The 24,058-nt window shown below is 46.1% G+C and carries 17 protein-coding genes and 1 pseudogene; 1 reads left to right on the top strand and 17 read right to left on the bottom strand.

Annotation, left to right across the window (positions count from 1 at the left end; all coding sequences use genetic code 11):
- Positions 1-103: 103 nt before the first annotated feature.
- Positions 104-1,752: pseudogene (locus ACFQ4A_RS10815) on the top strand (SLC13 family permease).
- A 55-nt stretch (positions 1,753-1,807) separates the two neighbouring features.
- Here the strand turns inward: ACFQ4A_RS10815 and ACFQ4A_RS10810 are convergent.
- The 17 genes from ACFQ4A_RS10810 to ACFQ4A_RS10730 all read right to left on the bottom strand — a co-directional run bounded on the left by ACFQ4A_RS10810 (position 1,808) and on the right by ACFQ4A_RS10730 (position 24,024).
- On the bottom strand, positions 1,808-3,022 hold the full coding sequence (locus ACFQ4A_RS10810; RefSeq protein ID WP_382400439.1) for an MFS transporter: 1,215 nt from the start codon (positions 3,020-3,022) through the stop codon (positions 1,808-1,810).
- A gap of 17 nt (positions 3,023-3,039) precedes the next feature.
- A complete protein-coding gene (locus ACFQ4A_RS10805) occupies positions 3,040-4,242 on the bottom strand; it encodes a CynX/NimT family MFS transporter (RefSeq protein WP_382400437.1) in 1,203 nt (400 codons plus the stop codon).
- A gap of 358 nt (positions 4,243-4,600) precedes the next feature.
- Complete coding sequence (locus tag ACFQ4A_RS10800) at positions 4,601-4,690, bottom strand: putative holin-like toxin (RefSeq protein WP_382400463.1); 90 nt, start codon at positions 4,688-4,690, stop codon at positions 4,601-4,603.
- 497 nt (positions 4,691-5,187) lie between these two features.
- Positions 5,188-5,967: an enoyl-ACP reductase FabI gene (fabI, locus tag ACFQ4A_RS10795; protein ID WP_382400435.1), complete on the bottom strand. Its 780-nt coding sequence runs from the start codon at positions 5,965-5,967 to the stop codon at positions 5,188-5,190.
- Between the two features lie 178 nt (positions 5,968-6,145).
- The gene (locus ACFQ4A_RS10790; protein ID WP_382400433.1) at positions 6,146-7,408 is read right to left on the bottom strand and encodes a TIGR02679 family protein; all 1,263 of its coding nucleotides are present in this window, start codon (positions 7,406-7,408) and stop codon (positions 6,146-6,148) included.
- Between the two features lie 12 nt (positions 7,409-7,420).
- Positions 7,421-11,566, bottom strand: coding sequence for a TIGR02680 family protein (locus ACFQ4A_RS10785; protein WP_382400431.1), 4,146 nt, complete (start codon positions 11,564-11,566; stop codon positions 7,421-7,423).
- On the bottom strand, positions 11,550-12,722 hold the full coding sequence (locus ACFQ4A_RS10780) for a TIGR02678 family protein (protein ID WP_382400429.1): 1,173 nt from the start codon (positions 12,720-12,722) through the stop codon (positions 11,550-11,552). Before ACFQ4A_RS10780 ends, ACFQ4A_RS10785 begins: the two co-directional genes overlap by 17 nt.
- A 54-nt stretch (positions 12,723-12,776) precedes the next feature.
- A complete protein-coding gene (locus ACFQ4A_RS10775) occupies positions 12,777-13,214 on the bottom strand; it encodes a hypothetical protein (RefSeq protein ID WP_382400427.1) in 438 nt (145 codons plus the stop codon).
- A gap of 28 nt (positions 13,215-13,242) precedes the next feature.
- Positions 13,243-14,727, bottom strand: coding sequence for a TIGR02677 family protein (locus tag ACFQ4A_RS10770; RefSeq protein ID WP_382400425.1), 1,485 nt, complete (start codon positions 14,725-14,727; stop codon positions 13,243-13,245).
- 192 nt (positions 14,728-14,919) lie between these two features.
- On the bottom strand, positions 14,920-15,858 hold the full coding sequence (locus ACFQ4A_RS10765) for a DMT family transporter (RefSeq protein ID WP_382400423.1): 939 nt from the start codon (positions 15,856-15,858) through the stop codon (positions 14,920-14,922).
- 253 nt (positions 15,859-16,111) lie between these two features.
- Positions 16,112-16,954 (bottom strand): carbohydrate ABC transporter permease, encoded by an 843-nt coding sequence (locus ACFQ4A_RS10760; RefSeq protein WP_382400421.1) that lies wholly within the window; start codon positions 16,952-16,954, stop codon positions 16,112-16,114.
- A gap of 19 nt (positions 16,955-16,973) precedes the next feature.
- Entirely contained in the window at positions 16,974-17,867 is an 894-nt protein-coding gene (locus ACFQ4A_RS10755) for a carbohydrate ABC transporter permease (protein ID WP_382400419.1), read from the bottom strand.
- Positions 17,868-17,945: 78 nt separating this feature from the next.
- On the bottom strand, positions 17,946-19,319 hold the full coding sequence (locus ACFQ4A_RS10750; RefSeq protein WP_382400417.1) for an ABC transporter substrate-binding protein: 1,374 nt from the start codon (positions 19,317-19,319) through the stop codon (positions 17,946-17,948).
- 194 nt (positions 19,320-19,513) lie between these two features.
- Entirely contained in the window at positions 19,514-20,422 is a 909-nt protein-coding gene (gene murQ, locus ACFQ4A_RS10745) for an N-acetylmuramic acid 6-phosphate etherase (RefSeq protein WP_382400415.1), read from the bottom strand.
- Between the two features lie 96 nt (positions 20,423-20,518).
- Positions 20,519-21,691 (bottom strand): exo-beta-N-acetylmuramidase NamZ family protein, encoded by a 1,173-nt coding sequence (locus tag ACFQ4A_RS10740; protein ID WP_382400413.1) that lies wholly within the window; start codon positions 21,689-21,691, stop codon positions 20,519-20,521.
- Positions 21,692-21,733: 42 nt separating this feature from the next.
- A complete protein-coding gene (locus ACFQ4A_RS10735) occupies positions 21,734-23,047 on the bottom strand; it encodes a 6-phospho-beta-glucosidase (RefSeq protein ID WP_382400411.1) in 1,314 nt (437 codons plus the stop codon).
- Positions 23,044-24,024, bottom strand: coding sequence for an N-acetylglucosamine kinase (locus ACFQ4A_RS10730; RefSeq protein ID WP_382400409.1), 981 nt, complete (start codon positions 24,022-24,024; stop codon positions 23,044-23,046). Before ACFQ4A_RS10730 ends, ACFQ4A_RS10735 begins: the two co-directional genes overlap by 4 nt.
- Positions 24,025-24,058 lie beyond the last annotated feature (34 nt).

The raw sequence follows: 24,058 nt of genomic DNA, 5'->3' as shown, positions 1-24,058 counted from the left end.
ACGTTTGCCTCTCGTCTGATTTTCTCTTATAATATAGGATATTTCGGTATCTGTTACCGGTTTCATATTTTACTATTCGAATACAGGCATAAGGAGGAACACTATGATTTCTGCAACCTGGAACTGGCTGTGGGACAAACATCACCAGGCAAAGGATTTGCTGAGCTTCTTCGTCCGGCCGAATAAGTCAACGTTTGATTCGGACAACACGAATCCCAACAGCACAAGAACAAGCAACGGCGGCAACCATAACCGCTCATATACTCCGGCGCAGTTAATCGGGTTATTTTTAGGACCTATTCTGTTTATACTGACATTATTATTTTTCCAGCCGGAAGGTCTTTCTGATGCCGGACAAGCCATTCTTGCCAGCACGCTATGGATTGCGGTCTGGTGGATGACCGAGGCAGTTCCGATTCCCGCAACATCGCTGCTGCCGATTATTCTGTTCCCCCTGACAGGTGGGTTGGACATTGACTTGACCACCTCATCATATGGTGATGACACGATCTTTCTGTTCATGGGCGGCTTTATGATTGCCCTGGCATGGAAAAATGGAATCTGCATAAGCGGATTGCTTTAACGATTATTTCGATTATCGGGACGAATACGGAACGCATCATTCTTGGTTTTATGATCGCGACCGGATTCCTGTCTATGTGGATTTCCAACACCGCCACGGCGATGATGATGGTACCGATCGGACTGGCGATTATTTATCAAGTGTCGGAGCAGTTAAAGAACGACGATTCGGTAGACACATCAAAAGAAAACTTCGGCTTCGGTAAAGCACTAATGCTGGCGATTGCCTATTCTGCTTCTGTCGGCGGTATTTCGACTCTAATCGGCACACCGCCAAATACGGCGCTGGCCGGTGCCGTCAATAATATATACGACATCGAAATCTCCTTTGCCGGTTGGATGCTGTTTGGCGTCCCGATTGCCTGGCTGTTTATTTTTGTCGCTTGGTTTTATCTGGTAAAGGTGGCTTTCCCGACAAAAATGAATCAGCTGCCCGGTGGACGAGAAGTTATCCAGGAACAAAAAGATGAGCTTGGGCGAGCATCCTTTGAGGAAAAAACCGTGCTTACCGTGTTCACGTTTGCTGCTTTGGCATGGATTACCCGCTCATTTTTCCTAACAGAATATGTTAATGAAAACATAAATGATGCGATTATTGCGATGACGGCAGCGATTATCCTATTTATTATCCCGGCCAAAAACAGAGAAGGCGATCATCTACTGGACTGGGATTCAGCGGTAAAACTCCCTTGGGGGATTCTGCTCCTGTTTGGCGGCGGTCTTGCCATCGCCAGCGGGTTCACAGAATCAGGGCTGTCCGAGTGGATTGGTAACCAGCTGACAGTTTTGGAAGGTATCCATTTATTCATCGTGTTGCTCGTTGTGGCCGGCATGGTGATCTTCCTGACCGAAATCACATCCAATACCGCAACCGCCAACATGATGTATCCGATTATGGCATCGCTTGCCGTTGCCCTCGGTGTTCACCCATTCACAGTGATGGTTGCGGCCGGTGTCGCTTCATCCAGCGCCTTTATGCTGCCTGTCGCCACACCGCCGAACGCTGTCGTCTTCGGGTCCGGGTATTTACGGATTCCGGATATGGCCAAAGCCGGTATTGCCTTGAACCTCTTCGGTATTTTACTGGTCACCCTGGCGATTTACTTCTGGCTTCCAGTTGCTTGGGATATTAATTTGACCGAGATTCCGGACATGATGAAACATACGTAACCATTAAAAAAACAGGAAAACCTTATGAAGCGAGGTTTTCCTGTTTTTTTACATTTTATGACTCGTCTACTGTGGTCTGCCGTTTTCTGTGTAGTCGCTGAATGCCATTGACAAACAAAACATAGACAGCCGGAATCGATCCAAGCAACAGGACAAGCGGTACCCAGCCGCCATTGCTCCATAATGGCCCAAGCACCGAACTTCCGAGGCCCACACCCATATAGTAGGATACGAGATACAAGCTGGAGGCGCTCCCTTTATGATGGCTCACTTGCTCGCTTACGGTTGAAGCAGTCAGGGAATGGGCCGTGAAAAACCCGAGACAGGCAACACATAGTCCGACGATAATCATCCATAAATCAGGTCCCAGTGTCATGAACAAACCAGCTACCATTACGAGGACACCTGTGATTCGGATGATTTTCAAACGAAACTTGCCTGCCAACCAGCCGGCAAGCGGTGACCCAATCACCCCCAAGCCATAGGCGAAAAATGTATACGAAATGACGTCCAACGATAACGCAAACGGCGGCGCTTCGAGGTAAAACGGCAAATACGTCCAAATCCCGGTAAAAGAGAGCTGCAGAACAATCCCGAGACCAAAGAACAGCAGTAAAGCCGGATTTTTCAAATGATAGGCAAATCCCTTTAAATCACTGGAAAACCGTAATGAGCTTGGCGTAAAAAAACGTGACGGCGGAAGCATAACTGTCACCGCAACCAGGATGATCAAACCAATAACCGCCAAAACATAAAACGCCATTTCCCAGGAAAAATGCTCGGTCAAATAACCGGTCATCACCCGACCGACCATACCGCCAAGTGCATTACTCGATATATAAAAGGCAGTCGCGGCATGCACACTGCGCCGGTCAATTTCCTCACTCAAATAAGCAAGTGCAGCCGCCGGAAGTCCGGCCAGAGCAAATCCTTGCATGAGCCTTAATACCAAAAGCAGTAGAAAGGAATCAAACAGTGGGATCAAAAAAAATGGAATCGCCGCTCCTGCCAATGATAGTTTAATAAATAGTGTCCGGCCGTTACGATCGGACATAAAACCGAGTATAATCAGCCCGATGATCAGTCCGGCGATGGTCAGTGACAACGCCAGACCGGAAACAGATACGGATACCCCGAATTCCTTCACAAATTGTGGAAGAAGTGGCTGTACGGCATACATCCCGGCAAACACAAAAAAAGACGCCAGTGCCAGGCTCAGGGTGATCCGCCAAAAATATAGATCTTTAATCGTATAAGCGCGCTGCTCCATCAATTTCACATCCAATTTCAATCCAGTACATACCGGTCGCGGCCAGCTCCCATTCCGAACGCCATGACAAGAATAGAAACCGCAATCAGGGTTATGAGCGGTACCGTCCAGAAATGGGTCATGTCATATAAATAGCCGATGAACATCGGACCAACTGCAGCCAATGTATAACCAAACGCTTGTGCCATCCCGGATAACTCTGCAGCATGGCGAGCATTTCGAGCCCGCATGCCCAAAAAGGTCAGCGCCAGCGCAAACATACCACTTAATGTAACGCCAATCAGGATCGTACTGATCACCATAACCGTAATTGATTCCCCTATCAGCAACCCACCGTAGCCACCGAGCGCACATACCCCCATGACGATCACAATACGTCGCTGTGATTTGAGCTTGTCGGCCACGACCGGGACGATGAAGCTGGCGGGCAACCCGACAAATTGCGCAAATGACAGCATCCATCCCGACATTGCCATGGTTAATCCATTATCATGTAAAATTTCCGGAAGCCAAGAAATCGTTACATAAAACAAAAATGACTGCAGCCCCATGTAACAAGCGACCTGCCAGGCCAGTGGTGATTGCCACATCCGGTTGTCACTGACGCTGACATATGTCATGTCCGTATCATCACGCGACGTATCTTTTTTCAATAAATAAATCCAAACAATCATCCCCAAAACAGCCGGGGTAGCCCAAATCAGCAGTGATAGCTGCCATCCCAGATCCAGACCTTGCGCAAACGGGATGCTTAACCCGGAGGCTGATGCAGCAAAAATTCCCATCGCTGTTGAGTAAATACTTGTCATCAGTCCGACTTTTGCCGGAAATTTTTCTTTAATGACACCAGGCAAAAGCACATTTAACATGGCAATACCGAGGCCAACACATAATGTGCCAATAAATAAAAGGGCAATAACCGAAATGGAACGAACGGCTATCCCAACAAAAAGCAGGACCAGCCCTGCTAATAACATCCGTTCATTTGAATAACGATTGCCCAATTTCGGGGCAGCGGGTGACATCACCGCAAAAGCAACCAGCGGGAGGCTCGTGAGAATTCCGGCACTCCAATTGGACAGGCCAATATCATCGCGGATAATCCCAATCAGCGGTCCAACAGACGTAATGGCTGGACGCAGATTGAACGCAACGATGACAATCCCTGCCACAAGTAGAAAGCGGTATAATTGTTTCGATTGCGTTTGAGTATCTGTCATGACTGAATGTCCCTTCCTGCAAACTGAATTATACCGGACATAGAATAAGAATCCCATCACCGAAAAAATGTCTACAGTCTAATATAGCATATCGGTTTTGATTTTAAAAAGACGTTTCCTGTCAACGTTTTATGTATACACGGCAGCGATTAACGCAAAACCATCGTCTTATTTGTTGAACGATGCTGCAATACGAGGCTTTTACTTTTCATATGATGCTTTTCCGGGTATAATCTAGGAAGAATGGCGCATATATTAATAAGACCACAGCATTCACTGTGGTCAGATAAGCTGTTCCCAAACGGGCCGGCTTTCCTTAAATAGACCTCTCTTCCATTTTACCCAGGTTTGGAGGGGTCTATTTTTTATTGTTGATGTCCAGGATCAATGCCAGCAATCCAATCAGCATGGTACCAAACCCGATCAGTACCATGAACACTTCAAACATATTCAACAGCCTCACCCCCTTTACCGCAGGGCGCATTAGCCGTTTGCCCGCCTGTTGGAACAGCCCGTGTTTGGTAGTATAGCATAAATTCGACCAAATATGCGAACAAATGTTTGTTATTTATTGTCTAGGTCATATCCATGCTGAGCCTTTCGTACCAATTTCGATTAAAGAATCTCTTTTGCAATGTCGTTACGAGCGGGAATATGAGGAAAAGGGGTGTATGCTTGTATAGTTTACTGTATGCAGAAGGTGCGAGGGGCTTGTAATTCATTTAAGGGATAAAATATTCAAAAGCGCAGATGCCCGGTCAGCGACGTTTAAACATAAAAAAACGCTGACGCGTCTTTTCAGATGCCAGAGGTCAGAAGTCGGATTGGAAGAAATCGGCGAACAACCGATTTCATGATTGAAGACTTCACCTGAATGTTATACGTTCTGATCTTATGAAAAAACGAGCACTCTTGTTAGAATGCCCGCCTTTGCTCAGGGGTGAATTAAGCACCCGCCACAATATGAAAACCGGCGTCTACGTGCAGCACTTCACCGGTAACGCCCCGTGCCAGGTCACTCAAGAGGAAAAGTGTCGCATCCCCAACCTGATCCTGATCGACCTGTCGGCGGAGCGGTGCTTTTTCCTCAACAACCGACATCTTGTCATTAAAGCCGGCAACACCTTTGGCCGACAATGTGCGGATTGGACCGGCCGATACAGCATTGACACGGACCCCATCTTTGCCGACATCTTCAGCAAGATAGCGTACACTCGCTTCCAGTGCGGCCTTCGCAACACCCATGACATTATAGTTCGGGACGACACGCTCAGCTCCAAGATAGGTTTGGGTGACAATCGCCCCGCCCTCCGTCATATACTTTCTGGCTTCCCGGGTCACAGCGACTAGAGAATAGGCGCTGATGTTCTGTGCCAGCAGATAGCCGTCGCGGGAGGTGTTGGCATAATCGCCCTGCAGCTCATCCGTATTGGCAAATGCGACAGAATGCACAAGTCCGTGAATCGCCCCAACTTGATTCCCGACTTCCTGAAAAGCCTGTTCGATGCTGGCATCATCCTCAACATCACAGGAAACAATCATTTGTGGTTCAATCGCATGGTTGTCGAGCAGTTTTTCCAGCTTTTGTTTGGAACGTTCCTGACGATAGGTGAAAATCAGGTTCGCACCAGCGTTATGGAGTGATTTGGTAATCCCCCAGGCAATGCTGCGATTATTCGCAACCCCCATCACGACAATGTTCTTATCTTTCAATAGTGACGTCATATATGTACCTCCGTTATAAGGGTGTAGTTATAATTCTAATGTAGCATAATTATGATCAGCTGTTAAAGCGGGAAAAAGTAAACATGTAACCTGAACCAGCCTGCAAAATTCAATTTTTCCTGGAACAAAATTGGATTTTATCAGCTATATATAGAGCCATTTATCGGCATTAAACGTTTTAAATGTCTTCCTTCATTCGTTCAACCACTGCTTCCTGATAACCGGCCTTGCCTGTCTTCCACATGACGTCGACCACTTCCTCCAATGCAGGATGTCCAATCTTCTTCAACTTTTCCAGGCGTTCTTCCGGTAGTGCTTTCACCGGATTGCTCGCCACATAAGCATCAGCATCCATATGCCATAATTGCATACTGGCTACCGGGTATCTGTCCAACAACCGCTGTGCCATGCCAAGGCCTTCAGGGTCAAAGTCGCCGGCATAATGCAACACACATCCTGATTCGGCAAGCCTGTCCAGGAGCATCAACGCAGCGAGCGTAAACTGACCGTTCGTACAAACAATGGGGACGTCCGGTTTATGATCCAAAAGGGTAGCACATACCCCGGAATTCTCGACAATCCAAACGTCCGCCCCATTAAATGGGTAAATTGTTGTTAGCTTGATTAATTCACGAATGGGGACGATCTGCACCGTGTTTCGTTCAACTGAAGCCTTCCACACCGGATGTATACCCGCTTCTTCTTCTGCCAGAAGGCCGGAACAGGTAACATAGTTCAGCAAATCATCACGATAAATGTTATAATCTTGCAGCAGTTCATTGATTGCTTCCGTGCTTGTTGGGACAGACGTATCGGCCGCCACAGCCAACAGGTGCAGCCATAACTTTCCCGTATCCCTGTTTAAATCAAACACGTGCGGATCACCGGTTATCCGAGAACTGAACATCGGCAATCGCTCCGGTGACTCAGGCAGATGACGGTAAGCGGTATCCAGCCGGCCAACCGCCACGACAAAGTCATCGGGTGTTTTGTCAATCATGGCCCATATCCAACGCGTATCACCGCTGTTTTCCATGAGATAATCAAACCAGAATTCTATGGCGGGATATGTGGTCGTCAAGCTTGAGACAAAACGCCGCAATGCTGCCTCCTTCTCCTCCTGACGCTGTTTTTTGGACATAACTGCTTCACCAAAATATCCATCAAGCAACGGCTTCAGCCCAATGTCGCCAAACCGGGTGTCTGCCAATTGCTTCTCAAAAGCCGCAACTGATATTCGACCCTTCTCGGCCAATTGGTGACCAGGTATACCGAAGAAGCCGCCAATCACCTCCAGTTCATCATCTGTAAACAAGCGAACGGGAACAGTCCCCCCAATCCTGCCAAGGGATTCGTATTTCTTTTTAAATTGCTTGAACAATGTTTGATAGGCCTTTTCAGTTTTAAAAAATGCCACTGCTTCCTGTAACACGTTTGCCATAACGTTCTCCTTTTACGAATCGGTTGCCACCACTTCTTCTTCCCCATCAACCATTAGATGCCTCGTGTGACCGTCCCAATGATAACGGATCACACTTACAAAACTTTCATTTTTTGGCCGGACGAGCTCGCAGATGGCAAGGGATGAGATCGTATCATAGTCGCCCCAGAGCACCTGGGAATTCATGATATAATCGAACCCAAGCTCCTCAACAATCTCAAACATTTCCCGGATATTGTTCTCATCTACGCCGGCAAATGCCTCATCAAGCGAAATAATATAGGGTGCCGTGTCTTCTGCTTCCAAATACCGTGAGTAGCATGCCGTAAACAGCGGGATATACATGGCCATCGCCTTCTCCCCGCCACTAAATTTATAAAAGGCATGATTGGTCAGTTCACGTTTCGGCTCGCCTTCACGCTGGTAGGATAACACAAAGGAGAACCAGTTCCGGTAATCAAGCACATCCTTCAACACTTGCAGGAGCGTATTCCCTTCACCTTTCACTTCCACCAATTCCTTGGCACGTTCGATTTTGGAACGGAAGTGGTCAATGACCTGGTTAATGTCCGCTTCTTTCAGCAAGCGGGCATCACGGCGCAACAGATCGACCAGTTCTTTCGTATCCATTTCAGCTTCCGTTTCAGCGGTTCGTGGCTTCCATTTAATGGAAAACGACAACCCTGAAGATGAATCACTTCCTGCCATCAGCTTATTCATTTTTTCAGTCCAGTCCTGTGCCCGGTTGATCCGGCTCCGGAGTTTTTTGCCAACGGAGTCAAACAGGATTTCTTCATACAGCTTCCGGTCCTGATCATCAAGCATCGTTTGCTGGCGTTCGCGATCAGCCTCGACTTGTTCCTTGATGTAATACGGACTGACCTTCTTTCCTTGAAAGTCAAGCTGGATCAGACGCCGGCTGGTTTTTTGTTTCCAGTTGTCAATCTGTATGCGCTGTTCGTCTGTCCATTCTTCCTGCATCCAACGATAGTCTACTGCCGGTGTTTCCGTATCCGTCATGCGGTATTCCATCAGGTTGGATTGCTGTTCGAAATAAACACTTGTCAGCTGACTTTCGATTGTCGATGGATCTTTTTCCTGCAAAAAGGTTTTATACTGTTTGGCAATTGTTTTGGCGAGTTCAGCCGTTTCCAATTCCTGATCAGGCATGGCGACAAAACCAAGACCAACCTCATGGCTGAACGATTCCTTCCATGCTTCAATCATCTTTTCCCAATACGTCAGTTTCTGCCGGGATGCTTCCATTTTCCCTTCCAGAACTTGCTTATCCGCTTCCTTCTGTGGTAAGTCCGTTTTGATCTGATCGAGTTCCTGACTGGTTGCCGTGATATTTTCCTGCACTTCCTGGATTTGTTTGCGAATATCAGCGACACCTGCTGCTTCCAGCTGGTTCTCAATCTCAGCAATGTTCTGCTCTTTCTGGAATCGTCTGTCTGCCAATGTATTTAGCTCGCCCTGTCGTTCGTCAACTTCTACTACCAGTTCGTCCAGCCGGTCTTTTGCCTGTTGTAATTGCTGGACAGTATAGCGGTATGTCGTATGTTTGGTGATCAGGTCACGCAAATCGTTCTCATACGTCCGCATCATCCGCTTGGCTTCCTGATAAGCCGCATACGAAAATTCAAGATTAAGTCCGCGTGTTGTCGTATCCAGCTTACGTTTAATCGCCCGGTATGACTGATATAACTGATTCATTTGCTCATCCAGATCGCTCAGTTTTTTATCATATTGCCGGATGTCAAACCGTTTTTCTTGAATATGTGAAAAGCTTTCCTTTAAGTCCTCATCCGACGGGAAAACGGTGAGCGCATCTTTGGCTTTTTGAATCGCGGCCTGTAATGCTTCGATATCCTGTTCGACCGTCCGTTTTTCGGATTGAAATGTTTCAATTTCTTCAGACGTTTGTTCGATTTGTTGCTGCCTGTAACGTTTCCGGGCATTCCGGCCGATAAACCGCACCTGCTCAACCGGAAGTGCGTGGCCGGTTATCAGGCCAATCCGGTATGTGCCGTCACTGTTAATCGCCACATCATCGGCGACATCATCATCCACCAGGATACTCCGCAATACGTCATCGACTTTGGCCTGACTTACCAATGCAGCGTCCTGCAAATCCGGCTCTAAATAATCCGCCAATGTATGGGCCATCATATGGGGATTTGCCTTCAGGACGCGGTCGTGTTGAAGCGGAAAATCCTCGTTAGTCATCAGGGCATCCAACAGACCCGCATCGATCAGTGCCGCTTCAATGGTTTGGCGCACATCATCGGGTACATGCTCCTGAAACGCCACCGCTTCGTAAAACGGCACAAACTGGTATCCGGCTTCACCCAATTTCCGCCGGGCATCCCGTGTTCGCTCATGCTGGTTTGGCGGTTCGGGATCGCGTTTTGTTTTCAATTCGTCCAGTTCCATTTCTTTTTCCCTGATAGCGTCATCAAGCACAGTCATTCGACTGTCTTTCCGGGCGATTTGTTTATTAATGTTCAGTTGATAATCGCTGGCCGCTTCCACAAAAGCTGTCCGGATGTTTTCATAGCTGATAGGTTCATATAAACGGTACAGATCACGTGCCGTCTGTTGCAGTACTTCATCACTTACCGGCAAAAAGTCGTGCTGCTCGGCCCATGCGTGAATTTCCGACAGTTTAGCCTGCTTATCGTTTTCAAAAATACTGAGCCAATCCTGTTCTTCCTGTTTCAATTTATCTCGGTCCATTTTGGCCGTAGCCATCTCCCCATCAAGGTCAGCGATTTTTTCCTTTTTCTGTTCAAATTCCCGGAGCTGATCGGCAATGGACTCGATTGTTTGGTAATGTTGTTCAGCTTCCTTTTTCCAGATGGTAAAATCATGGTCTGATTCCTGATGCCGGTGGAAATCGGCCTTATTCGTTTCATGCTGCATAAAGGAAGCGTCCGCCGCATCCTGATCCAGATCATCCATGACGTCAGCCAGTTCGCGATTCATGGCGTCAAGATCTGCTTCCAGTTTTTCCTGTTTATCTTTTGTGATGAGCTCCTGCTGTTTTTTCTCTGTCAGCGCTTTGTCCTTCTTGGTGTGATCGTTCTGAATCTGCTCGAGCGCCGCTATTTCATCCGTCCGCTCTTTTTCAAGATTCCAGACTTTATGGCTCTGCAGGCGGGTGCGCTTCTGTTCCAGCACATCATAAATCCCGCTCAGTTCACCTTTCCGACCCTCCAGTTCGTTGATGTCATGTTCCAGCATCTGGTGTCTTTCCTGCTGTTCGGAAAACACTTTGTCTTCCTTATGGTATCGTTTCGCCGCTTCAACATAATGGGTTGCCTTATCCGCCAGTTTAAATTGATTATAGGTATCATACCGCTTCAGTAGTTTTTCCAAGGCCACTTGTTCGCGTTCCAATTGCTCGATTTGCTGTTTTGTCTGATCCATGTGCTCAATCGTGTCGGACAAATGGCGTAAATCTTCATCTGTCAATGGTGGGAGGGATGCTTCGAGAATCTCATAAATGGCGGTCGGGCGAAATTCTTTGGACAATTTCGGACTGCGCAACTGGATGAGTAGTTTAATCAGGTCATCGTAGGCTTCCAGATCAGCAAATCCGAAAATAGACTTGTTCACGAGTTTCATATAATCGCCTTGTGTGCGGACGACCTGCCCGCCACTGCCGATACGGTTTTCCAGCTGGACACGTGACAGCGGAATCCGTTGTTTTTCACCTGCATTATGTTCCATTTCATACAGGTTAAAATCCTTACCAATACGACGGTTATCGGTTATGACAAATCCCCAGAAATTCATGGTTTTGTGCCGGCGTGCCTGCAGTCCAATACCGGTTGTTATATACTGATTCGTATCCTCACGTTTATATTCCAGGAATAGATAGCCTGTCCGCTCATCCCGGTCAACGATATCTTTTTCGCCCAGCAGATAGTCCTCCATTTTGCGCGCCCTTGACCCAAACGGATCGAGGCGGTCGGGCGACTTTTTCCCATCAAGCAATACCGGCAGGATACTCTGCATGGTGACAGACTTACCGGAACCGTTTGAGCCCCGTAGCAGGAGTTTCCCGTCTGCAAAATCAAAAACTTCATCATCATAGTACCAAAAGTTTAATAAACCGGCCCGATTCATTTTCCATTTATGATGTTTGCTCATGTGCCTCATCTCCACTCGCTAAAAAGTCTTTCGGATAATGGCCTGTTGCCCGTCCGAACAGCGGCTTGATGACATACGCGTGTGTCACCGCTTCAATTTCAAGCATCTCCCAATCTTGCAGCAAGTCGATTAATTCGTTGGTAATACCGGTAATGCTTGTTTCACGATAATGTTTGCTCCAGCCTTTTCCATAGATACCCCGAACGTTGGTGACAATTTGTTCAAGTGCCATGCGTGACATTCGGATCGTTCCAAGTTCATCCGGCTGATAGATATCCTGGCTCCGCAAATAGCTCGCCACATGCAATGCCACATCCATAATGGCTTTCTGATCGGGGAACAACGTCAGCTCCTGCTTTTTTTCGTCAGCTACCAGCATGGCAGCATTTTTAAACACTTCCAGACGGAATTGGGTATGGGCTTCGATATCTTCCCGCAATCGGTTGCGGAAATTGCGGATATAGGCAAAATCAGGGTCATCCTCAGCTTCCCGGTGCACAACCGGTGAAATGAACAACTTGCGATACACCCGCTTACGCCGTTCATCTGCCTCATGCCGTTCCCATTCACTTGCCAAAATGTCATCGGTGGTATCATATTCGAACAGATCTCTAGGGTAGGAACGCATGAAATAACGCGCATAAATCGTCGTTTCATAGAGCACTTCCTGTTCGGCATCCATGGCAAACCGGTCAATTTCCCCTTCAACAGATTTGAGGATCGATAACCGTTCCAGAACCTTAATCACCCTGACAAGCGAACGGCGGTGGTTGTAATTCGTCCAGTCAAGCGGAAATTCACCGGGGTACAGATCTTTGATTTCCTCACAAACATCCGACAGCAAAAACTGTTCATCGACTGAACGGTTTTCCGTGAATGCCAGGGCACAGCAAAACATCGCATAATCCCGCGGTTCCTGGAATGACTGAATCCCCATCCAGCTTTTCGGTTCAACCGGGATTTTTTCCAACTTAATGAAGTGCTGGTGGACGATGAGTTCAAACCCGAGCTTATCATCAACATAGCGTTTCAGGACTTTCTCCCGCTCGCGGATCATTTGATACAGTTCTGGTTCTTCAAGACGCAGCACCCAGAATTTTTCCAGCAGCTGTGCCAACGCCTTCTCCGCTTTTTCATCAAACTGTTTCGTTTCCATTTATGCGGTCACCCCATTTTTGAAAAAATCTGCTGACGCCTCCTTTACAGAGGCCTACCGGAAGCCGGAATCAATTCTTCTGTTGATTCCTTTTGCTCTTCTGTTGATTCCCTTCGCTCTTCTGTCGATTCTCGCGTTCTTCTGTCGATTCTCGCGTTCTTCTGTCGATTCCCGCGTTCTTCTGTTGATTCCCTGCGTTCTTCTGTTGATTCCCTGCGCTCTTCTGTTGATTCTCGCGCTCTTCTGTTGATTCCCTGCGTTCTTCTGTTGATTCTCGCCCTCTTCTGTTGATTCCTGCGCTCTTCTGTTGATTCTCGCGCTCTTCTGTTGATTCCCGCGCTCTTCTGTCGATTCTCGCGCTCTTCTGTTGATTCTCGTGCTCTTCTGTTGATTCCCGCGCTCTTCTGTTGATTTCCTTCGCTCTTCTGTCGATTCCCGCGCTCTTCTGTTGATTCTCGTGCTCTGGAAAAACGGAGAAGGAGCCAATTTCAATTTTTAAAACCTGACCGAAAATCATTTATTAAGGAAGAAACTGAAATGTCACATTCGGCATGTCGATAGCGCCGTCTTCTGCGTGTAAAACAACCCGTTCGTTCTGCTGCATGATGATTTTTACTTGGCGGCCGTATTCCGTCTTAAATGTCCGATCCTGTTGTGCCATCGCCTTACCTACCCAGCTCAAGAGCATTTTCCTGACATACGGCTCAACCGTCGGCAATGTTTCCAGCCTGATTTCGTTTCCGGTCATATATTTTTCAAGCGTTTTCTGTTCGAGCTGTTTACGGTGCAAATGCGCAGCCCGTGCTGCTTCTTTCCGCTTTTGCTGGCTGACAATCGCACCGGGGCGCGTCTTTTCACGGTAATGCCGGATGCGCGGTTTGGTTTCATGCGTCATCGGGGCATCATCCCAAATATCGGTGTAAATATCATCGGTTGGAACGTGATCACTGAACAAGTGCCGTGTATGGAAAACACCGAAAGCAACCGATGACAATTCATGTGCGTTGGTGACATTATCCAGTGCGTCAAACCACGCCGCCAGATGCAGGTAGTCCTTTTTACGGCTGCGGAAATAATGGTGGCGTTCACCAAGGCGCTGAACGATCCGAGTGATACGTCGGATTTGCTCATTCGTGCGTGACTGCAGCATGTCAAGGTTACTTTCACCGTGTGCGTTGCCCAGGAACCATTCGCATAAACTGTGCCATTTTTCCTGTTGCTCCTCGATTAATCCCTCTTCATCCAGTCCGGCATCCTCGAAGCGCGGGACCTGCTGCTGATGGATAACGACCTGTTTGATGAGCGGCTTTAATTGCTCTATAGGCATCGAGTGCAGCAGCTGTTGAATTTTTAGGGCTGTCTGCTGAAGACCGATGATAAAATCCCGCAAATACGTCGTAAACTGATCCTTGTAGGCAAGGAATGCTTCTGCCTGCATCCGCTCTTCGGCTTCTTCACTATTGATATGTGCCATATAATCGGACGTGTTTCGGTTAATCGTGCGGAAATAGCTGAAAATATCATTCCACAATTGAGAACATTCATCAGCTGGCGGCAGTTCCTGATCATCAATCATTTTCTCCATTTTTAACAATTCCTGGTAAAGGCGCTCAAATTCTTTCCGTTCCAGCGATCCCCCGAAAACATTGCCACCCCGTTCCATTTGCTCCAGCATCCGTTCAAACTCAACTGTATACGGCGTACATTGATAGCGATAGCGTTTTTTCTTGAATTCCTCGATCGTGCTGGCACGACTCACTTCCTGCCTGGCAATCAAATTGTTCCATTTCACCAGCTGGTCAAGGTCCTGGTGCAGCTGATCTTCCGTGTAATCCTGAAAACCGTCCAAATCCTTCAGATGCGCAAAAATCTCTTCCGGAAACAGAAATTCCCGCATCCGTTCATGCTGGACGTAAAAGTAGCGGAGAACCGCCCGGTAGCTCCACGCTTTATCGGCGGTTAAATAGGAAGCTTCCTGTACTTTTTTGAACGATTGTATCTGCATGATCATCACTCGCAAAATTCGACTTTCTTTTATTGTACGTTGATGGCTATGATATGTCCATGGTTGGGGTATCGGAAATTCGTGTAAACATTAAAAATACCCCAGCGCAAACTTGGCGGAGGGGCATTTTTTACAAGCGACGTATGAACGTTAGCTTTTTCATTGTGAACGTTAGTGTTTTTGCCATTAACGTTAGTGATTTGCCGGTAATTTGGCTTCCAACCTATTCCCCAGCGCTTTCCCTTTCCCAAACACCTGCGCGATTCCGATCCCCGCAATGATCATCGCGGATCCGATCAGAATGCTATTCGTCAGCTCTTCGCCTAAAATCAGCCAGCCAAAAAACAGGCCAAACACCGGCACAAGCAATGTGGATAAGGTTGCTGAGATCATATCAATAACGCTCAACAGTAGAAACCAGACGGTAAAACATAATGCCGAAGCCAGTACACCAGTAAACAATATGTAACTAATACTCTCACTCGTTAACAGTACAGGATCGCCCCATTCTGCAAGCATCGCAGCTATGACAATACCGATTGTCCCAAATAGCATTTGATAGGCTGACACCTGCAGCTGCGTCATCCCCTCAAGTTTAAGCCGATAGTACACGTTTGCTGCGGCCCAGGACACAGCTGCGACAATAATCAACAGCTCTCCAAATATGACCCCGGGATTCTGCACAAAAAAGATATCCCAGCCAAGAATCGTTACTAGACCTAACATCCCAACCATAAGGCCAAGAGCCTTTCCCGTTGTGATTTTTTCACCCAAAAGCTTGACAGCAAAAATACTGCTCCAGAGCGGCATAGAATAAAGCAATACAGACGACTTGCCGGCATCGACAAACTGCATACCATACATCACAAACGTAAACACGATTGTTGTTTGCAACAGGCCGACGACAATCAAGTGTTTCCACATATTCCTTGGTGGTTTGGCTGCTTTCAAGAGCCAGACAGCGATAAGCAGTGTAGCAGCTCCGGTTCCAAATCGAAACGCCGAAAACGTAAACGGTCCCATAAAATTGAGTGAAGCTTTCATGAAGACCCAAGCATAGCCCCAAATGAGTGTCATGAGAAGAACGAGCGCCCATACAATCCATCTATTTTTCAGCAGTGAATGACTCATAAATGAAAACCTTCCTTGCTTTGCATAATAATACCAGTATAGTCATTTCACTTGAGACTGACAACCAATTGACAGTATGAATCGTTTTACCTGAGTCATTCGACATCGTTTGATCGACTTGCCCAATATTTTTAATGCTTATGTCGCATAGACACACGAACGCTAGCAAGCTATGATAACTATATGTAGAAATTTCCCCCTTCAAAATCGTTTGGGTGCCCCGATTCAACAATCGGGGCACCCTTTTTCAAGCTTATCCTTTGATCGCGCCCTCGGTCATACCTTTGGCAATCCGCTGCTGGAAAATCGCGTACAAAATGATGACCGGCACAATCGCGATCACGAGACTGGCAAATAGTGTTCCCCACGCATTGGTATATTGGGCTTCACTGCTGATAAAATCAATCGCCAATGCCAGCGTGTAATTTTCCTCCGACTGCAGGAAAATCAGGGCCATGAAATATTCATTCCAGAACTGAATGGCGTTCATAATCGTTACGGTAATGATGCCCGACATGGAAAGCGGCGTGATAATTTTCCACAGTACACCATAAGGGGACATCCCATCCATTGCCGCTGATTCTTCCAATGATTTCGGAATCGTACTGATGAAACTTGTCAGTACAAAAATGGAAAATGGCAGCTGGCTGATCGCATACACAATGGCAAGTCCAAAAATATTATCCAATAAATTGAATTGTGCCAGCAGGAAAAACAGTGGAATCCAGCCAAGTACCATCGGAATCATCATGGCTGAAATATATAACGTGAACAGGAAGTGGCTGCCTTTAAAGCGAATGCGTTCAAGCGCATAGGCAGTCGGGATCGCCAGAACGAGTGTCAGCAATGCACCGACAACCGTCACGATCAAACTGTTAAAAACACTCGTATCAATATTATACTCCGTCCAAGCCGTTACAAAATTGTGGAAATTCCACGTTTCTGGGAACCCCCATGGATTAGCATAAATTTCCGCGTTTGATTTAAACGAGCCAATAAACATCCATAAGATCGGATACAACACGGCAATGGACCACAAAATCAGCGGCACTCGTATTCCCATCCGGGATATCATTTCGCCGACACTTCGTTTCATGCTAGTGTCCCCCTCTCCATCAGTATTCCACCTTATCCCGCTTCAGCAATAATTGCAGGATTAATACCGTCATTAACGAAATGGCTAAAATCATGACCCCGATTGTTGCGCCGTAGCCAAAATTATACTGCTGGAAAGCCTGCTGATAGAGATAGGATCCCATCACATGTGTGGCGTTATTCGGTCCGCCTCCAGTCATAACCTGAACAATGATAAACGACCCATTCAGGGTTGTAATCACAATATACAGGATGGAAATTTTTATCTGTGGCCAGACTAGCGGCAGCGTGACTTTCCAAAATTGCTGCCATTCATTGGCCCCATCAATCCGTGCCGCTTCATAATAGCTTTTCGAGATATTGGCAATCCCGCCCATTAACAAAAGCATGAATAGGCCAATACCAGCCCATATGGACGGCAATACAAGACTGGTGAGCGCCCAATCCTCATTTCCCAGCCATGCCCGCTGCCAATCCTCCAGTCCGAGAAATGCAAAAGCCGAATTGACCAGGCCTAAATCCGGATTGTAAATGAACGCCCACAAAATGCCGATGACAACGACAGACATGATATTTGGGAAGAAAAAGATAACCCGATAAAATGGTGCTTCCTTGATTTTCAGCTGTGTCAGCGCAACGGCAATAAACATCGCCATAATCATAATACCGATCACTTTTGTCATCACAAGAAAATAATCATGCCAGATGGTGGCAGGAATGATGTCATCATTAAACAGTTTTATATAATTATCAATCCCGATAAATTCCTTTGCCTGTGAGGAGCCCGACATGTCAAAGAAAGAATAATACAATCCGCTGAATAAAGGATATAGCGTAAAAATGCTAAACATAATGAATGTCGGAACTAGGCAGAAGGCCAAAAACAGGTATCTTTGTTTTTTTGATTGTACCATTCAACCACTCTTTTCGATGAAATAAGGGTATGGAATGCTCGACACAGGTGCCGTCACATTCCATACCATCCTTATGACTTATTGACTGTTGCGATACTCAGCAGCCGCTTCTTCCGCTTCCTCGACAAACGCTTCTGCAGTGATGTTACCAAGCATAAGCGAAACAAGCGAATCACTGATTGGTGTCTCCAAATCCGCGCTCATCGGATGCGGTTTATGATAGATTTCTGCCTGTTCCGGATCATTGATCATGTCATTCGCATCAATCAAATATTGTGGCACGTTTTCGTTTGATGCCAAATCAACGCCTTCCAGGTTCATGATAGCACCTGTATGCTCAGAAAATAATTTGGCATATTCTTTCGTGAAAACAAACTCAACGAATGCTTTCGCTGCTTCAGGATTTTCGGCGTCTTCGGCAATCGCCAATGGACGCAAATCCGGAACAACGGCCATTGGTTCACCTGCATCATTCATTGGCGATGGAATGAAACCATACTGCAAGTCTTCAGGTTTGTCACCTTCCATTTCGTTCGGAAGCCAGAATCCGACTGGAATATATGCGTTGTCATGGAGTAGGAAATTCATTTGTGACTGCGTATGGTTAATGGCGGCAAATCCTTCGTCAATATAACCTTCCTGCTGCATTTCCTCGACTTTTTTCATGACCTCAAGGACAGGCTCACGCGTCCATGCACCTTCTGCACCGGTAATGACATCTTCCAACAGCTCATTTCCTCCAGCTGCCCCAAATGCCGGATACAACATACCGCGTAGGAAATAATATGGATGCTGGCCTGTTGTGACAAATGGCGCGATATCCGCCGTCTCCTGAATATCACCCATCGAACGCATGAAACTGTCAAAATCCTTCGGTACGTCATATCCCTCTTCTTCAAACCATGTAATGTCATACCATGTTCCCCAAGTGTCGAATACCAGTGGCAAACTGTGGATTTCATCATCATAGGTCGCCGGTTCAACGATGAAACTATCAAGCAGTGGTGAGCCATCTTCCAATTCGATAGCCTGTACCCAGTCAGACAGATTCATCAGCTGACCATCTTCAACCATTTGTGTTTCACTGGATCCTGCCCCATCGATATAAACAACATCAGGTGGATCGCCGGAAACCCAGCGTGATCGCATTTCTTCATTAATATTTGGACCCGCATGCTCGACAATTTCCAGGTCGGGATGTTCTTCCTGAAAATCACCAATCACGTCTTTCCACCATGAATCACCATACCCCCCGACAAAATACTGAATCTCCAGTGTACCGCTTAGTCCTTCACCATCGCTTGAACCGTCACTGGTTTCTTCCCCTGAGCTGTCACCGCTGTCGTCCGGTGACTCATCCGTGGCACTGTCATCGGAGCAGGCTGCCAGCAACACCAGTAACACAGCTGTAAACAATACTAGCCATAAACGGCCTTTGAACAGCTTGTTCATGTCTTTTCCCCCTTTAATTTTAACGATAAAAAACAACATGACAACGCTTCCCAAAAAAGACTTTTGTGTACATTAGCACATATTCTTGTCTTGTCTAAAATATATGTGCAAGATAAATGAAACATTCCTGCTGGTAACATAAAAAAGCCCTACCACTTTAAGTGATAAGGACTTTTTTTGAATGATTCATTTTGTTATCTGTCAATGTAATTAATGGCTTCTCTGACAAACCCTTTCGTACAAACGATAGCCTCTTCCGCTTTTTTATAACTAACAGCCGCTTCGATCATTACAATGGCTGGCTTTACCCGATAGTTTGTCTGTTCAAGTACATTTTCAGCTTCCTCATATGAAACGTTCGTTGCCTCTATGACCGTTCGTTTTGCCCGTTCTTTTAGTTTATAATTGCTTGCATGCACATCTACCATCAGATTCTCATGGACTTTCCCTAGTTTAACCATCGTCGTTGTACTTATCATATTTAAAATCATTTTATGTGCTGTAGCTGCTTTCATACGTGTGGATCCCGTCAAAATTTCCGGCCCAACAATCGCCTCAATTGCACAATCTGCAAAATTGCTGATCAATGAATTTTTGTTACACGCTAAAGCAATTGTATAAGCGCCTAGTTGGTTTGCATATTTTAAAGCGCCAACCGGATAAGGGGTTCTCCCGCTGGCTGTTATGCCGACAACAACGTCATGGTCGGTAACGTTTCTTGCTTTAAGATCGATTTCTCCTTGTACTTCTTGGTCCTCAGTGCCTTCAACTGCATTGAAGAAGGCATCGTTTCCACCCGCCATAACCGTTTGGACCAGATCTGACGGTGTCATAAAAGTCGGCGGACACTCTGAAGCATCGATGACCCCCAGTCTTCCACTGGTACCCGCACCTACATAAAATAGTCTACCACCATTACGCAGTGCCGCACTGATTTGTTCAACAGCCGTTTCAATTTGGGGCAACACCGTTTCAACGGCAAGCGCCACTTTTTTATCTTCATTATTTATCGTTTGCAAGATTTCCATAGGACTCATCTCATCCAGATTCATGCTGTCCGGGTTCCTTTTTTCAGTCGTCAGTTCAGACAATTCCATTTTCATGTTGGTCTCCTTGTCTATCAGTATATTAAAAACTATACTTAACTATTGACTATCACGAACCGTTGCCACGTTCAGAGATTTACGCACCATTTGACGTTAACTATATAGCAAATACTGATTCCGTACCTCTGTCACCCATTGGTTTAATTCATCTGTCCATGAATCAATAATCTTCTCAACCGGTTGATTATCCATTATCATCTCAGGCACTTTCCGGTTACCGATAATGTTCACATAGCCGTCTTCCAATTCAAATTCATCCGGACACTGATGTCTAATAGCATCTACTAAATTCAACCCCAGCGATACTAACTCGAGTTTGGATGGGTCTTTAATATGCACTTGAACACCGCCGATTAATTTACCTTCGTATCGCCCATGCATTGGTGTATAGTAAGCTGACCTGAACACAACTCCGGGGAGATCACGATCATTCATTTCTTTTTCCAACTTTTCCCCATCGGCCCAGGGGGCGCCGACCAGTTCGAAAGGCCTCGTCGTACCAATACCTGTTGATAAAGTTGTATCAGCAAGTAACTCGGTCCCTGCATATAAATAGGCACTTTCTTCCGTTGGTATGTTAGGTGAGGTCATGACCCAGGGGAGACCTGTATGTTCAAAATACATTGAGCGTTTCCACCCTTGCATTTCAGATACTTTTAATGTCACACCGAGATTATGTTCATGATTCCACATGGTGGCCAGCTCACCGATCGTTAACCCGTGACGTACAGGCAATAAAAATCTTCCCATGAAACTGACTGCATCAGCAGACCGAAGTGGTCCTTCAACCTTGGTACCACCGATCGGATTTGGGCGATCCAGGACAATGACTTCTTTATGAAATTCGGCTGCTGCTTCCATAACAAACCCGAGCGTGTAAACATAGGTGTATACATTGGATCCGATATCTTGAATATCAAATAATAATACATCGACATCCGCCAACATTTCCTTAGTTGGCTTCCAGGTCGCCCCATATAAACTGTATACAGGTAAACCGCTCCGATGATCGATATAGAATTCCACGTGTTCTCCCCCTTCCTGGTTACCTCGTATACCATGCTCAGGACCATATAAAGCAGTCAAATGGATATCGGGATGTTGGTGCAATAGATCAATAGCACTTGTTAAACAACGATCCACTCCTGTGGGATTCGTTATGAGCCCAACTTTTTTATCTTTCACCCAATCCAAATGCTCATTCAAAAAGACTTCAATACCTGGGACAACATGCTCATTACGACGCCCGCTATTTTTTTCCATCATTCCTGCTACCACCCAAAACACTCCCAGTAAATTGATGAATAACTATGCAAATTGCGGTAAAAATTCACGATTTTCACGCAGGATGTCATCAAGAAGCGGTTTTGCTGTATCAGCCGACGTCACCAGCGGATGAATCGTTAATGCTTGTAATGCTGCATCGTAATCGCCATTAACGGCAGCTTCAACTGTCAACTCTTCATATGCCTTCACAACTTGTAATAATCCGCGTATAGATGCTTTAGGCTGCGATGCAATCTGGACGGGGTGTGCACCATCCGAGTCAATGACACAGTTAACCTCAACCGAAACATCATCATTCAAACAGGTCAATACGCCATTATTCTGAACATTTACAGTCTGAATATCCTTTTTGTTATTATAAATTGAGGTGATTAAATTAACGGCCGCCAGGGAATAGTAAGCACCGCCGCGTTGTTCCAATTGCTCCGGTTTATGAGATAAATCAGCATCCTTATATAACTCAAATAGTTCCCTTTCAAGCTGTTTAACGACTTCCGCCCGAGTTCCCTTCGTTTTCAAGGAATGTCGTTCATCATCAAGCATCTTGTCGGTCATATAGTAATAACGGAGATACCCACAGGGAAGTGCCCCAAGTGAACGTAGAAAATCACGATCCCAGCCAAAATCCGGTATATTTTTAACACTTAACCCTTTCGTTCCGGGTAATTTATAAAGAATTTCATCAAGGATGTCGTGGTCATCCACTTGAATTTTTGTTGTCCAATTTAAGTGATTGATACCGACCCACTCTAAATTCACGTGCGAAATATCTGAATTGGTCATGTTAGCGATTTTCATTTTTGTTCCAATAGGAAGGTTGCATAATCCAATACTTTTAACATTTGTATGCTTGACAACAGCCTCTGTCACAATGCCGGCAGGGTTTGTAAAGTTGATTAAAAATGCATTTGGTGCCAATTCCTCAATTTCCCTGCAAATTTCCAGAATAACAGGGATTGTCCGTAAAGCTTTGGCAAATCCGCCTGCCCCCGTTGTCTCCTGACCGATACAGTTATAGTTTAAAGGTATTTTCTCATCCCGGGCGCGTGCGTCCAGCTGGCCTACTCTCATTTGGGTCGTTACAAAATCAGCATTCTGAATGGCCGCTTTCCGATCTGTTGTTAAATGAATCCGGATGGGAACGCCCGCTTTTTCAACCATACGATTTGCAAATGCACCAACAATGTCAAGTTTCGCCCATCCCGCTTCAACATCCACCAAAAAAAGATCCCCGACAGGCAGTTCATCATATTGTTGAATAAATCCTTCGATTAACTCGGGTGTATAGGACGATCCGCCACCTATTACAGCAATTTTTAGTTGTTTATTCGTCATGCATCATAACCCCCATACGAACTGAATTTATTCAGAATGTCATCATCAGGTTCTATATTGAGATTGTCCATACCCAGCAGTATTGAGCCATATACCGGTTCCATTGGCAAATTGATCATGTCACATGTTGGATTTTCATCTTTTATTGTTTCCTCGAGCATATGCAAAAGATATCGATTCTTGCCTTCCTGAAGAACTGAGCCGACAAGGATAACTGGAATTGGTTCATTATCAAAGCCACCTAACCGCTTAACAACTGAGTTAGCCGCTATTCCTAATTCCCAGCCTACCTTTTTTAAGATATCAATGGCTGCTGCATCTCCCCGTTCAGCTGCCTGATGAAGCGTAAGCGTAAATGACAGGGGAAATTCTTCATGCAAATTGTCCAGAAAATAATGGTACATATCTCCCATGTCTTCAAAGCCTACACTTTTTGGCAGCATTTCTGTCAGGCGTGTTTGAGGCCCCCGGGATTCCCAGGCACGCACTGCTGCCCGAAACGCTTCCAGGGCTATAAAGCCACCCCCTGCGCCATCACCAAACCGGTAACCAAAGCCTCCTGTTTGGATTGTATCCCCAGCATTATTTCTGCCCGCAGCATTCGTACCTGCCCCACACACCAGGACCACGCCTGTATTTGTACGGCTCCCTGCTCGGAGACCTTCTAATGTATCCGGTACGAGATCCCAATTTTTGAATGGTAATGTTTGTAAAGCTCTGCGCAAAATATGAATATCTTTCTCTCTATCAGCACCGGCCAGTCCAAATTGTGCAAAACTGATCTCGCCCGGGTGAAGTTCAGCTTGATTAAGTGCCTGGTTTACTGCAGAGTGGATATTTTCCAGAAATCCATCGACTCCGATCCCCTGATGATTGCCGTTACCAGATATTCCTTGCCCCAATCGATTCCCTTCACTGTCGACAATAACGGCGTACGTTTTACTATTGCCTCCATCTACACCAAGTATATATTCCAATAAGCCATTCTCCTTACCTGTTGTTAAATATCAT

Origin of the sequence: Lentibacillus salinarum (assembly GCF_042679865.1) — a bacterium.
Lineage (GTDB): Bacteria > Bacillota > Bacilli > Bacillales > Amphibacillaceae > Lentibacillus > Lentibacillus salinarum.
This window is presented reverse-complemented; position numbering and strand designations above follow the sequence as displayed.

What these genes read in the sequence shown, in the direction of transcription:
- ACFQ4A_RS10810 (WP_382400439.1), bottom strand. Translation starts at nt 3,022, where the DNA reads ATGGAGCAGCGCGCTTATACGATTAAAGATCTATATTTTTGGCGGATC.
- ACFQ4A_RS10805 (WP_382400437.1), bottom strand. Translation starts at nt 4,242, where the DNA reads ATGACAGATACTCAAACGCAATCGAAACAATTATACCGCTTTCTACTT.
- ACFQ4A_RS10800 (WP_382400463.1), bottom strand. Translation starts at nt 4,690, where the DNA reads ATGTTTGAAGTGTTCATGGTACTGATCGGGTTTGGTACCATGCTGATT.
- fabI (WP_382400435.1), bottom strand. Translation starts at nt 5,967, where the DNA reads ATGACGTCACTATTGAAAGATAAGAACATTGTCGTGATGGGGGTTGCG.
- ACFQ4A_RS10790 (WP_382400433.1), bottom strand. Translation starts at nt 7,408, where the DNA reads ATGGCAAACGTGTTACAGGAAGCAGTGGCATTTTTTAAAACTGAAAAG.
- ACFQ4A_RS10785 (WP_382400431.1), bottom strand. Translation starts at nt 11,566, where the DNA reads ATGAGCAAACATCATAAATGGAAAATGAATCGGGCCGGTTTATTAAAC.
- ACFQ4A_RS10780 (WP_382400429.1), bottom strand. Translation starts at nt 12,722, where the DNA reads ATGGAAACGAAACAGTTTGATGAAAAAGCGGAGAAGGCGTTGGCACAG.
- ACFQ4A_RS10770 (WP_382400425.1), bottom strand. Translation starts at nt 14,727, where the DNA reads ATGCAGATACAATCGTTCAAAAAAGTACAGGAAGCTTCCTATTTAACC.
- ACFQ4A_RS10765 (WP_382400423.1), bottom strand. Translation starts at nt 15,858, where the DNA reads ATGAGTCATTCACTGCTGAAAAATAGATGGATTGTATGGGCGCTCGTT.
- ACFQ4A_RS10760 (WP_382400421.1), bottom strand. Translation starts at nt 16,954, where the DNA reads ATGAAACGAAGTGTCGGCGAAATGATATCCCGGATGGGAATACGAGTG.
- ACFQ4A_RS10755 (WP_382400419.1), bottom strand. Translation starts at nt 17,867, where the DNA reads ATGGTACAATCAAAAAAACAAAGATACCTGTTTTTGGCCTTCTGCCTA.
- ACFQ4A_RS10750 (WP_382400417.1), bottom strand. Translation starts at nt 19,319, where the DNA reads ATGAACAAGCTGTTCAAAGGCCGTTTATGGCTAGTATTGTTTACAGCT.
- murQ (WP_382400415.1), bottom strand. Translation starts at nt 20,422, where the DNA reads ATGAAAATGGAATTGTCTGAACTGACGACTGAAAAAAGGAACCCGGAC.
- ACFQ4A_RS10740 (WP_382400413.1), bottom strand. Translation starts at nt 21,691, where the DNA reads ATGATGGAAAAAAATAGCGGGCGTCGTAATGAGCATGTTGTCCCAGGT.
- ACFQ4A_RS10735 (WP_382400411.1), bottom strand. Translation starts at nt 23,047, where the DNA reads ATGACGAATAAACAACTAAAAATTGCTGTAATAGGTGGCGGATCGTCC.